Below are 11,884 nucleotides of genomic sequence, written 5' to 3'. Positions count from 1 at the left end.
GTACTCCCTTCACGGACTGGAGCAGGTCACTGACTTGGGTGATGACAAACCGCCGGTGAGAGAGGCGACGGCCGCACGCCGGCTGCTCCGACGAGCCGCAGGCGTTGCCATCGGCTCGGCCGTGGAGGCGGTCACCGTCGACCGTGTCCGCCGAGTCGGGCGTCGCGTCACGCGTCAGAGTGCTGGATCTGCCATTTCTGGTTGTCGCCGCCCCAGCACGCCCACAGCTGCGCCTTGAAGGTGGCGGTGTTCACGTCGAGGCAGAGGCCGGAGTGAACGCTGCGGATGGTGCCGTCAGCGCCCACCGTCCACCTCTGGTTGTCGCCGCCGTTGCACGCCCACGTGCCGACCACGGTGCCGTTCGTCGTCCCGCTGCTGTACGCGTCCAGGCACTTCTGGCCGCCGAGTGCTGTGATCTGTCCGCCGGCCGTCGAGGTCCACTGCCGGCCGGCCGAGTCGGCGCAGGTGGCCACCTGGACCTGGAGGTTCGCCGTGCTCCCGCCCGGGATGTCCAGACAGCGCCCGGTGCCGACGTTGCGCAGCAGGCTGGTCGGGGCCGGGGCGTCGCCGTCCAGGCCCCAGCCGTACCGGAGGCGCTCGCGGCCGCTGGCGCTGGGGGTGCTGAGCGTGAGGTCGGTACCGGTGCCGTGCAGTTTCTGCATGGCATACCAGTCGTCATCCTGACCGGCGCGTATCTTCCCGCCCAGCCCGGGCCAGTAGATGGAGCCGATCCGCAGTTCCCGGAGCACCGTGGTGGTGGCCCGGAAGTAGCGCACGAAGTTGTCGGTGCTGCCGGCGTCGTGGTAGTTGAGCCCGGTGTCCATCGGCGCGCCGAACTCGTCGACGACCGTGCGGTCGGCGCAGGAGCCGATCGCGTTCCGCAGGTACGCCACCCACTGGTCGTAGGTCTTCGCGCCGCTGAAGAACGTGTAGTGGTGCAGCGACAGGAACGTCCCGTCGAGGCGGCGGTCGGCGCACATGGACTTGATGTCGGTGTTCAGGCCGGCGCCACTGACGAAGATGCGGTTCCGCGGAATCGACGGGTGGCTGCTGATCCAGTTGCTCACCACGTTCGCCCACTCGCCGGCACTGTGCCCGGCAGGTTCGTTCATCGGCTCGAAGTAGACGAGGCTGTTGGTGCCGTACCGGGCAAGCACGGTGTTCCACATGGTGTCGAAGGCGCCCGGGTTGACGATGCGACCGTCGCGGGCGGCCACCCCGTCCTCCCAATAGGAGAGGACGACCTTGAATCCCTTCGCGGTGGCCGCGTCTATCGCGCCCGTGTACGCGCTCCACCAGCTCGTCCCCACTGTGTAGGTGTTGATCGGGAGCCGGACGGTGTTGGCGCCGAGGTTGGTCTCGAAGCCGGTGTATACGGCGTTGGCTTTCGCCACGACCGTCTGGTAGCTGTCGGAGCCGCTCAACCCGTGCAGGACCAGCGGTCCACCGTGGAAGTTGTCACCGAGCCGGGCCCAGTTGACGCCGCGGAACTGGGCGGTGTCGGCGGCGGCGGCCGGCGAGGCGCTCCGGGGCTCGACGACCGCGAGCGCGCCGAGGGCGGTCAGGATGCAGGCGAGCGCCCGGGCGAGGTGGCGCCGGCGATGGGTGTGGGGCATGGTCGTGCCTTCCCGGTCGGCGGTGTTGTCACGTCTGCGCTGTGCGGGATCTGTCGACGTCGGCCGCCGCCTGCCGGCAGCCGGGCGAGCCGGCGCGGAGTTTGCCCTCTCCACGCCGGCCCCCTCCCAGATCGCTCGCGCAGCGAGCATGTCAGCGTCATGTCGCTGCCGTGGCGCCCGGAAAACCTCGTTCGACCTTTCGCAGTCGGAGCCACATCACTGTGTTGGCGCCTGCAATCCGTGAAAAAGATTGACAGATTGACATGGTCCATTCAAGAGGGAACCGTCGATAATTGCGGGCTTGAGCCGTCGTGCAACCAACCGGAGAAGCGGGACTATTGACGGCCACCCCGCATAACGTTTTCAGACGGCGAATTGGAGTGACAGACGTGTGTGAATCGCGGCGGTTTTCGTTATCGGCGACCGGCTTGAACAGTCGCATTCGCATTCGCCGTAGTGCCGAAACACCATGGCCGACCGCGCCGACGGGACGGGAGCAACGCCAAGGCGACGATCAGCCGCTCAAGGGGTACCACTTCGCCGGCGGCCCGGCCGCAGTCCGCGCAGGATCGGGTGTGCCGGGTGATGCGCTTACGCCACAGCGTGCTCGGTACGCCGTCCCAGCCCCCCAGCGCAGCGGTCAGCTGTGGGCACCGGGGGCTGGCTTCCAGCGCGGCGACGAGTGACCGGCTCAGCTCCAGCTGATTGCGCATCCGCTGGACGCGCACACCCGCGTGAGCCACGCTCGTTCCCAGCGCCGCCGCGAGCTCCGCCCTCGTCAGCCGGCCCGCGGTCTCCAGCGACCACAGCGACAGCAGCGCCCGGGCGTCCGGGTCGAGCCATCGACTGGCGCGTACGGCCTTTCGGCGATGACCGGACAGCTCGATGTGGATCAGGGCCAGGTTCTCGGCGTCGGCGTCCGGCGGGTCGGTCATCTCGTCGAGGGGGGCCGTCCGTTCGGCGTCCGTCTGCCGCCGGTGCAGATGGGTGCTGATCTGTCGTGTCGCGATCGTGGCCAGCCAGGGCCGGAAGCACTCCGGGGCGCGCAACGTGCGCAGCTCGGGAAGGACTCGCAGCATCGTCTCCTGCACCACGTCGTCGACGTCCGCGAGTTCGCCCAGTGCCCTGCGCACGATCGCGTACACCTGCGGCAGGTACGTCGCGGCCAGGTCGTCGAGCGCTCGTGGATCGCCGGCCTGTGCGGCGAGGACCAGGTTCGGCTCGTCGGCTCGGCCGGCTCGCTTCCCGAGCCCGTACACGTTGCCTCGGGCAGGGCCGCCCCAGGTGCCGCGCACGTCGCCCCCCTCGGGATCGCAGGCACGATCGACTCGGGTGCGGCCGACTGGTAATGCCTGGCGGCCCATCATCGCCCCAGCCATCCGCCGTCAACGGGCAGAACGGTGGCGTTGACGTAGTCCGACGCCGGGGAGGCGAAAAACACCGTGGCCCGGGCGAGATCGCCGGCGCGTCTGCAACGACCGGCCGGGATCCGGCCGAGGATCGTCTGGTCGCGCTGGGGGTCCGCGCGTAACGCCTCGGTGTCGTCGGTGGCGATGCGGCCCGGTGCGTCGACGTTGACGTCGCGCCCGCGCCACTCCCTCCCGAGGGCCGGCGCCTCGGCGGCCCGGCTCTCGATCTCGCGGGTGCGGGCCCCGCGGTGGACAACTGCCTTCATCGGTCCTCCATCCTCATGGTGTCGAACGTCCCTTCCGCGGTGGATGGGCATGGTCCAGGGGTGGCCGCGAGCAGCCGCCGGCCGGCCTGCTCCGGCCGAATGTGCGGTCCTGCGGATGCGTGTGCCGTTCGCTGACGGGCCGCGGTCATCACCGTTTCGTCGATCCGGATGCCCAGGCCCGGCGTGTCGCCGAGCACGAAGGCGCCGTCCTCGACGTGCAGGTCCATCGCGACGCCGATCGGCGGCTGCAGGCCCTGCAGTTCGCTGACGAGGTGGTTGGGCACCGACGTCGCGGCGTGCAGCAGCGCGACGGGCGTGTTGCCGATCGGGCTGACCGGCAGGTCGTAGGCGTGCGCCAGCGCGGCGACACGCAGGAAGTGGGTGACTCCCCAGACCGCGGCCGTCTGGACGATGTCGACGCCTCCCGCTGCGATCAGCGGGCGGAACTGCTCGAGGCCGGTGAGGTTCTCCCCGGTGGCGACCGCCGTCCGTACGCCACGGCTGACCGCGGCCAGGCCGTCGGCGTCCCAGCGCCGGACCGGCTCCTCGATCCAGGTCAGGTCGAGTGTGCGTTCCAGTTCACCGACGTGGCGTACCGCCTGCTTGCGGCTCCAGGACTCGTTCGCATCCAGCATGAGCCCTGGCCGCCTCCCGTGCGCGGCCTCGGTCAGCACCTCGCGTACGAGAGACAGCCGGTGACGGTCACGCTCGATGTCCAGGCCGCCCTTGAGCTTCGCCGCCCTCAGCCCGCGTTCGGCGTAGACCTGGTAGGTGGCGACGAGCTCGTCGTCGGTAAGGCCGATGTCCAGGCCGGACGCGTAGGCGTGGACCATGCGGTCGTTGCCGCCGAGCAACCGCCACAGCGGCTCGCCCACGGCCTGTGCCTTGATGTCCCACAACGCCGTGTCGAACGCGCCGATCGTGCCGAACACCACGCCGGCATGCCCGGCTTTGAAGGTGTGCCGCAGCATGCGGTCGTAGAGGGCGGTCACCGCGCGCGGGTCCTGGCCGTCGATGGCGGCGAAGATCGCCTCGGCTTCCACGTGCGGTCCCAGGCCGACTCCGGTGATCCCCTCATCGGTCTCGACGATGACGACCGGCACGGGCACGACGCCGTCGGAGTAGACGCCGTTGGCGTCACCTACGGATCGACCCCATCGCTGTGCCGTCGTCAGGGTTCTGTACCCGGTGATGCGCATGCGTCAGCCCTTCGTCGCGCCGGCCGTCACGCCGTCGGCGATCTGGCGCTGCAGGAACAGGTAGGTCACCAACACGGGTAGCCCGGCGATCAGGACACCGGCTGCGAAGGTGGGGATGTCGGCGGAGTACTGGCCGCGCAGTGAGGTGATGCCCACCATCAGGGTGCGATGGTCGGCCGACGGCATCATCAGCAGCGAGATGAGCACGTCGTTCCAGCAGAACAGCGCGTCGAGGATGCCCACCGACAGCAGTGCCGGAGCACCCATCGGCAGCATGATGCGCCGGTAGACGCCGTACAGGGTGTTGCCGTCGATCCGTGCGGCGTCGACGAGCTCGGTGGGCACCGCTCGGTAGTAGCTCGTCAGCAAGAAGACGGTGAACGGCAGGAACTGCGCGACGTAGGCGAGGACCAGCCCCGGATAGGTGTCGATGAGACCGCCGTCGGCCATGATCCTGGCCAGCGGCACCATGATCACCTGGAAGGGGATGAACAGTGCCGCGAGGCAGACCAGAGTCAGCGTGGACGAGCCACGGAACCGCACCTGGGCCAGCGCGAACCCGGCCATGGACCCGATGAGCAGCAACAGCGCCACGGCGCAGGCCACCACGATCACGGAGTTGAGGAAGTACCGCCCCATGCCGTCGCTGTTCCACGCGGTGCTGAGGTTGTCCCACCTCAGAGTGCTTGCCAGGGAGAACCGGTCGAGGATGTACTCCCGGCGGGTCTTCATCGCGACGTTGGCGGTGAACAGCAGCGGGTAGATCGTCGCCAGGGCGAGGAGCGTCATCGGCACGGCGACCAGCCATCTGCTCGGTCCCAGGCGGGACATCAGTCCTCCCTCCCCGCCCGGCGCAGCAGGCCGACCTGCAGCACGCCCACGACCAGCATGACGAGGAAGAGGACTGTGGACGCGGCCGACGCGAGCGCCGGGCGGCTCATCTGCCCCTGCTGGACCCAGATGTAGTACTCCGGCAGGTAGGTCGACCCTTCCGGGCCACCACTGGTCATGACGTAGAGCAGCCCGAACATCGAGGTCAGCATCCCGATCATCGTGGTGACGACGACGAACTGGATGGTGCGGGACAGACCCGGGATGATGACGTGCCAGATCATCCGCGCGAGCGAGGCGCCGTCGACCCGGGCGGCGTCCAGCAGTGCGGAGTCCAGGGTCGCGAACCCGGCCAGGAACACCACCAGCGCCATCCCTGACGTCGCCCAGATGTGCACGCCGACGACGGTGAACATGGCTACGTCGGGATCGCCGAGCCAGTCCACCGGGCCGAGCCCCGAGCCGCCGAGCACGGCGTTCAGCGGGCCGTCGAAGGCCAGGAGCAGGTTGAAGATCGCGCCGACGATCACCGGTGAGAGCACAGCCGGGAAGAAGTAGACGCTCCGGAAGATCTGGTGTCCTGGCACCCGCAGGTAGATGAAGGTGGCGAGCAGTCCCGGGATCGCGACCGCGACCGGCAGCAGCAGCACCAGCCATCCGACGTTGCGCAGCGCGGTGCGGAACAGCGGGTCGTCGATGAGCTCCGCGTAGTTGTCGAACCCCACCGTGGCGCCGTTGCGTTCGCCGTCACCGGTGAAGGAGAAGTTGACACCCAGTCCCAGTGGCCAGAGCCGGAGCACCACGATGATCAGGACGGCGGGAGCGACCAGGACGTAGGGGGCGAGGCGTTCGGCGCGCCGGCCGTTCCGGACTCGCGGAGATTTCGACGCAGGGCCGCGGCCATCTACCGCCGCCTCACCTGCTAACGCCCCGTCGGGCCGCCCTGCTTGAGCAACGCGGCCCGATGAACCAATGGGTGACATGGCCTCAGCCCGCCCGGTCGGATGCCGCCAGCTGCTCGACCGCCGAATCGACCGTGACCGATCCGCTCAGCAGTTGCTGAGACAGCCGTCCCATCAGGTCCACGGTCTTGGACGAAAGCGCCACGTGCAGGGCGGGCTTGCCACGGTCGATCTCGGACACGATGGTGGCGACGGCCGGGCCGGCGCTCGAGACGTCCACGGTGCGGTCGGCCGCGATGGCGCCCGCGTCGGCGTGGAACGACTTCAGTGCGTCGGTCGAGGTCAGGGAGCGCACCAGGTCGGCGGCGACCTCGGGGTCCTTGGTCCACTTCGCGACGGCGTAGCCGATGCCGCCGTCGTAGGGAAGGCGCGGCGTGGCGCCGGCCGTGACGACCGGCGCCTTCATGACGCCGACATCGTCGGCGTCGAGGAATTCGGCGAAGTCCTTCCAGTGCCCGACGTCCGACATCAACCCGATGACGTGGGCGGCCTTGTTGGACTGGAACACCGCGAACGCGTCGTTGAACATCGCCGTCGAGTTCGCCCCGTCGTTGTTCAGCCCTTTGTCGTTGGCCTCTTTCCAGAGCGAGAAGACCCGCTTGACCGTCGGCGAAGACCAGTCTCTTCTGCCGGCGATCCAGTCGTCGTACTCCGTGGGCGACAGGACGCCCGAGCCGAGCCCGGACAGGAAGAACTGGATACCGATGCCCTCCTTGTTGCCCTGCGCGAAGCACCTGGCACCGGTCGCCTTGGTGATGGTCCGGCAGTTGGCGACGAACTCGTCCCAGCTGGTGGCCGGCTGCTCCGGGTCCAGCCCTGCCTTCCGGTAGAGCGACTTGTTGTAGTAGATCGGGTGACCTTGCAAGGTCACCGGAGCGGCGTAGGTCTTGTTGTCCTTGGTGAAGGCCTCCCACCCGGCCAGCCGCTTCTTGTCATCACGGACATACTCGTCCAACGGCAGAAGGGAGTCCGCGCGGTCACGGATCTGCCCGCCGCCGTTGAAGAGCATGACGTCCGGCCCCTTGCCGGCTTGGATGGCGGCCCCGAGCAGGGTGTAGTACTGCTCGAACGGCTGCGCGACGAACTCGACCGTCACGCCCGGATGCTGCTGAGCGAAGTCGGCCTTGGCCTTCTTGACGTACGAGGACGCTGTGGCGTCACCGGACTTCCAGTCCCAGACGACGAGCTTGCCCTTCGAACCACCGGGCGCCGAATCCGGGTCGGAGGCGCTTCCGCAGCCGGCTAAGGCAACGAGCCCGGCGACCAGGATCGCCGACCACAGTGTTCGCTGCTTCATTGCTGCCCCACACTCCTGAGGTGGCCGGCTGTCCGGCGATTGAGGTTGAGGAGGAACGCAACTCGTATGACGTATGTAACTCGTATGACGTATGACGTCAACCGTGTGCCGTATAGTAGGCCGGTATCCGTGGTACGGCACGGGTCCCGGGGGGTGTCATGACGGCAGTACCGCAGTCATCCGCAGGGGCCTCCGGGGCTCCCGCTTGGAGCCGGCGCCCGGCGAACCTTGCCGCCGCGGTCACGGCTGAGCTGGTGGAGCGGATCGTCCGTGGAGTCCATCCGTCCGGTTCGCCGCTGCCCCCCGAGCCCGTGCTCTGCGAGACCTTCTCGGTCAGCCGCACCGTGGTGCGCGAGGCGGTGAAGATTCTTCAGGAGAAGGGGCTGGTGCAGGTCCGTCAGGGCGCCGGCACGATGGTCACCCCGCCGGCGATGTGGAACATGCTTGACGAGCTGGTCCTCGGCGCGACCATCGCCGAGGACGAGAGCCTGGCCATCCTCGATCACCTCGTCGCGACCCGCCGCGCGTTGGAGTCCGACATGGCCAACGTCGCCGCCCGCCTGGCGAACGCCGAGGTGATCGACCAGCTGCGCGGTCTGGTGGAGCGGATGGACGAGCTCGTCGACGACCCCGCGTCATACCACGAAGAGGACCGGGCGTTCCACGACACCGTCATGCAGGCGTCGGGGAACCGCATCGGCCGTGCCGTGGTCCGTTCGCTGGAGCGCCAGGTCATCAACTCTGCCCGTTACATGGGCCGAACCGGCCGCGCCTTCTGCGTCGCGTCCAACCACGGCCATCGGCGCATCTACGAGCGGATCGCCGCGCACGACCCCAAGGGTGCGGCCGAAGCGATGTTCACCCACATCACCGAGGCGTGGGTGGTGCGCCGCAGGGGGCCGGGCGAGCCGACCCCGCTGCGGCGTTAGAGGCGAGCCTCGCTCAGGGCCTACGGGTCCTGCCGCGAGCGAGGCCGACGCATTCCGCTAGCGCAGTGCCCACTGCTGGTTGGTGCCGCCGTTGCAGGACCAGAGGGTGATCCTGGTGCCGTTGGCGGTGCCGCCGGCGTTGGCGTCGAGGCACAGTCCGGAGTGGACGCCGGTGATGGTGCCGTTGGGGTTGACGTTCCATTGCTGGTTGTTCTGGCCGTTGCAGTCCCAGATGATGACCGGGGTGCCGTTGGTGGTGCCGCGTCCGCTGGCGTCGAGGCACTTGTCGCCTTGGACGGTCAATTGTTTGCCGGCGGTGTAGGTCCAGGTCTGGCCGACCGCGCCGGTGCAGTCCTGGAGTTGGGTCTGGGTGCCGTTGGTGGTGCCGGCGCCGGGGACGGTCAGGCAGCGGCCGGACTGCCCACCCACGATCTGCTGACCCGTGGGCGGCGGGGTGGTGCCCTGCGGTCCGGCGGACGCCATCACGTCCTGGGCACCGGAAGGCCAGTTGCCATTGGTGACCGTGACATTGCCGGAGACCACGTTGCCTCGATCCCCGTTGGTGATGTTCGTGCTGCCGTTGGTCGACCAGTTGTTGGTGACGGTCCAGTTCCCCATGTTCTCGCCACCCCAGTAGTTGGCCGTCGCCCACGTACCGGTGTTCGAGAAGACATTGTTGGTGGCCGTGTAGTACTTCGAGCCCTCGTCGAAGTACAGCCCGAAGTGTCCGTTGGTCCGCTGGCAGTGGTTCCGGCTGATCTGCGCGCTCGGGTTCCATCCGAGGGTGTAGATGCAGCCGCCGTCGTTCATCTGCTGCATGACATCGTGGATGTAGTTGCCGATGAGCCGGTTGTTGGACGCGGTGGTCGGCGTCGTGTAGCGCGGCTGGTAGTTGTACAGGCCGCGGTTGGCATAGTGGGTGCTGCCGCCCGCGTCGTTGGCGCCCCAGCCGTACCCGATCGACATGCCGGAGTACGGCATGTTGTAGACCTCGTTCTGGGCGACGGTGCTGTTGGTGACGTACGTGGTCAGGACGGAGACGATGCCCCGGTAGTCCGCCCCGAGGTCGTGGATGCGGTTGTTGCTGATCGTGATGTCCCTGTTGACCATGCGCTGGTCGCCGGGGTGGTGGGCGTCGGCGCGCACGCCGCCCACGAGGATGCCGCCGGCTGAGCTCCGGGCGATCTCCGACCGGGTCACCGTGATGTCGCGGGCGCCCAGACCGACGCCGCTGGCGTGCGCGTTGGCGTCGTTGCCGATACCGATCGCCGTCTGGCCCAGGTTGACGAACCGGGAGTCGCTGAAGGTGATGGTGTTGGCGGCGGAGACCTGCACGGCGGCCGGCATCTGCTGCCAGTGCGGCCGGGCGGCCTCGAACTGCGTGCAGCCGTTGTGGCAGGAGTCGAAGCCCGGCCAGTTCCAGTTGCCGGAGATGTACGCGCCGGTCTGCTGGTCCACGTAACCCTGGTTGCTGCTGGGGCCCAGCCAGCTCGTACCGGTGAAGGTGATCCCGCTGAACGTGATGTGGTGCGCCGGCTCGCTGTATGTGCCCCCGACGCTCACCAGCGACTGCAGCCTCGGCAGTTCCACGCCGACGGTGCTCATGTTCTGCCCGGCCAGGGGGATGTAGTACAGGGATCCAGCCGTGGGGTTGAGGTACCACTCGCCGGGCGAGTCCAGGAACTCGTACGCGTTGGACAGGTAGAACGGACCGGCACGGTGGGGCCGCATGAGGGTGTCGTAGCCGAAGTTGTTGTTGTTCCACGCCGGCTGCTGCATCGTGATGAAGTTCGAACTGATGCTCTGCACCGGCGAGTACCGGTCGGTGAAGGAGTTGACGCTCTCCACCTCGATCCGGCTCTGGTTGGCCAGGTTGTTCAGATAGCTCAGCGCACCGTTCGAGAACCTCATTCCGGCGCTGGTGGCCGTGAAATCGGCCCTGTTCACCTGTGTGCGTGCCCGGGTGGCGACGGCGCCGTCGACGTAGAGCTGCCGGGCGTCGAGACCGGCGGGCACGTCGGCCTTCCAGATGTTCTTGGCCGCGTCGGCCAGCGTCCAGCCGGTGACCGCCCGGGCACCGGTGATCACCGGGCGCGCCGACGGGGCGGCCTGCCACACGACCCTGTGGCCGCTTGAGCCGGAGTCCTCCGCCGTCAGCCGTAAGGGTTGGGCCAGCCGGTACACACCGTCGGCCAACTGCACCACGATGTCGTCCGACATGGCGTCGTTGAGCGAGCGCACCGCCGTCTGTGCGGCTGTCAGTGAGCACGGTTGCGCGCTGGAACAGTCGGTGCCAGTGCCGGACGGCGAGACGTACAGGGTGCGGGGAGCCGCGGATGCGGGCGCGGGAAGCGCCATCACGGCGGTCGCGGTCAGACCGACTGTGGCGGCTCCGGCCAGCAGCCGCCTTGGTATCGCGAGAGTTCTGAACACGTTTTCTCCTTGTGGGGGTTCCCGGGCCGAAGGGGATGACGGCAAGAGCGACCCCATCCGCTGTCACCCGGTGGAGGGAGCGTTTTCCAGTCCGCGCAGGACAGTCCGGAGGTAGGACAGCCCGTCACGGGCGAGGGCGTCCTGCGACGGGGCGAGCGGCCGCCAGATCGAGGCCGCGGTGGCGATGGCCTCGTTCTGCGCGGTGAACGACTCGATGCACACCGCGCCGCCGTAGCCGGTGGTGGCCAGGCCGGCGAGGAAGCGTGACCAGTCGAAGTGGTCGGCGCCCGGGGTGCCGCGGTCGGTGCCGCTGACCTGGACGTGCTTGATGTGCGCACCGGCCGTGACGAGCGCCCCGTAGGGGTCGGCCTCCTCGATGTTCATGTGATAGGTGTCGATCATGAGACCGACGTTCGCGGGCAGGCCGTCGATCAGCTCCACCGCCTGCTCGACCGTGTTGACGACGCTCGTCTCATAGCGGTTGAGGGCCTCCACACCGATGCTCACGCCCCGCTCCCCCGCGTGGTCGGCCACTGGCCGCAGGGCGCGGCGGACGTCCGCGTAGCAGGCCGCGCGCTCAACCGGTGACATGCGCCAGGTCCGCCCCACCGCGGCGTAGACCGGGCCGCCGACGCAGGGCGCGCCGACGGCCACCGCACTGTCCACACACGTCTTCAGGTACGCCACGGTGGAGGCGACGGCCTCCGGCGGGGCGTTCACGAGATCACGTCCGGGTGAGGTGACCGCACAGACGCCGACCGCGCGCAGGCCGTACGCAGCCAGCAGGTCCCGGGTGCGGGCCGGGTCCCAGTCGCCGGGTTGCTCGATCGGCAGCTCGACCGCGTCGAACCCGAACGTGGCGATCCGCGGCACCAGCTCGGCCAAGGCCTCGTCGTCGACCGGCGAGGCCCAGACCCACGGGTTGACACCGATGGTGTACAC

Annotated in this window: 10 protein-coding genes; 1 reads left to right on the top strand and 9 read right to left on the bottom strand. The window is 68.6% G+C overall.

Going from position 1 to position 11,884, the window contains the following annotated elements; translation table 11 throughout:
- Positions 1-167 precede the first annotated feature (167 nt).
- The 7 genes from ACSUPV_RS37645 to ACSUPV_RS37615 all read right to left on the bottom strand — a co-directional run bounded on the left by ACSUPV_RS37645 (position 168) and on the right by ACSUPV_RS37615 (position 7,580).
- The gene (locus ACSUPV_RS37645) at positions 168-1,616 is read right to left on the bottom strand and encodes an RICIN domain-containing protein (RefSeq protein WP_436949503.1); all 1,449 of its coding nucleotides are present in this window, start codon (positions 1,614-1,616) and stop codon (positions 168-170) included.
- A gap of 413 nt (positions 1,617-2,029) precedes the next feature.
- Positions 2,030-2,911: an RNA polymerase sigma factor gene (locus tag ACSUPV_RS37640; protein WP_382611653.1), complete on the bottom strand. Its 882-nt coding sequence runs from the start codon at positions 2,909-2,911 to the stop codon at positions 2,030-2,032.
- Positions 2,912-2,979: 68 nt separating this feature from the next.
- Positions 2,980-3,291 carry an SDR family oxidoreductase gene (locus ACSUPV_RS37635; protein ID WP_436949502.1) on the bottom strand — a complete coding sequence of 104 codons (312 nt, stop codon included), beginning with the start codon at positions 3,289-3,291 and terminating at the stop codon, positions 2,980-2,982.
- The gene (locus ACSUPV_RS37630) at positions 3,288-4,490 is read right to left on the bottom strand and encodes a mandelate racemase/muconate lactonizing enzyme family protein (RefSeq protein ID WP_436949501.1); all 1,203 of its coding nucleotides are present in this window, start codon (positions 4,488-4,490) and stop codon (positions 3,288-3,290) included. The genes ACSUPV_RS37635 and ACSUPV_RS37630 overlap by 4 nt, the downstream gene beginning before the upstream one ends.
- 3 nt (positions 4,491-4,493) lie before the next feature.
- Positions 4,494-5,321 carry a carbohydrate ABC transporter permease gene (locus ACSUPV_RS37625; protein WP_359791674.1) on the bottom strand — a complete coding sequence of 276 codons (828 nt, stop codon included), beginning with the start codon at positions 5,319-5,321 and terminating at the stop codon, positions 4,494-4,496.
- Complete coding sequence (locus ACSUPV_RS37620; RefSeq protein ID WP_436949982.1) at positions 5,321-6,121, bottom strand: carbohydrate ABC transporter permease; 801 nt, start codon at positions 6,119-6,121, stop codon at positions 5,321-5,323. Before ACSUPV_RS37620 ends, ACSUPV_RS37625 begins: the two co-directional genes overlap by 1 nt.
- Before the next feature lie 187 nt (positions 6,122-6,308).
- Positions 6,309-7,580: an ABC transporter substrate-binding protein gene (locus tag ACSUPV_RS37615; RefSeq protein WP_436949500.1), complete on the bottom strand. Its 1,272-nt coding sequence runs from the start codon at positions 7,578-7,580 to the stop codon at positions 6,309-6,311.
- Between the two features lie 158 nt (positions 7,581-7,738).
- Here ACSUPV_RS37615 and ACSUPV_RS37610 point away from each other — a divergent pair, with 158 nt between their 5' ends.
- Entirely contained in the window at positions 7,739-8,509 is a 771-nt protein-coding gene (locus ACSUPV_RS37610) for a FadR/GntR family transcriptional regulator (RefSeq protein ID WP_078650618.1), read from the top strand.
- Between the two features lie 57 nt (positions 8,510-8,566).
- Here ACSUPV_RS37610 and ACSUPV_RS37605 read toward each other — a convergent pair whose 3' ends face one another.
- Together ACSUPV_RS37605 and ACSUPV_RS37600 are read right to left on the bottom strand one after the other, a co-directional pair.
- Positions 8,567-10,867, bottom strand: coding sequence for an RICIN domain-containing protein (locus ACSUPV_RS37605; RefSeq protein WP_436949981.1), 2,301 nt, complete (start codon positions 10,865-10,867; stop codon positions 8,567-8,569).
- Positions 10,868-11,005: 138 nt separating this feature from the next.
- On the bottom strand, positions 11,006-11,884 hold the full coding sequence (locus ACSUPV_RS37600) for a sugar phosphate isomerase/epimerase family protein (RefSeq protein ID WP_436949499.1): 879 nt from the start codon (positions 11,882-11,884) through the stop codon (positions 11,006-11,008).

It is taken from the genome of Streptomyces sp. SudanB52_2052 (assembly GCF_964272415.1).
Classification (GTDB): Bacteria; Actinomycetota; Actinomycetes; order Streptomycetales; family Streptomycetaceae; genus Streptomyces; species Streptomyces olindensis.
The sequence above is the reverse complement of the archived record's forward strand: the minus strand, read 5'-3'. Positions and strand labels throughout refer to the sequence as shown.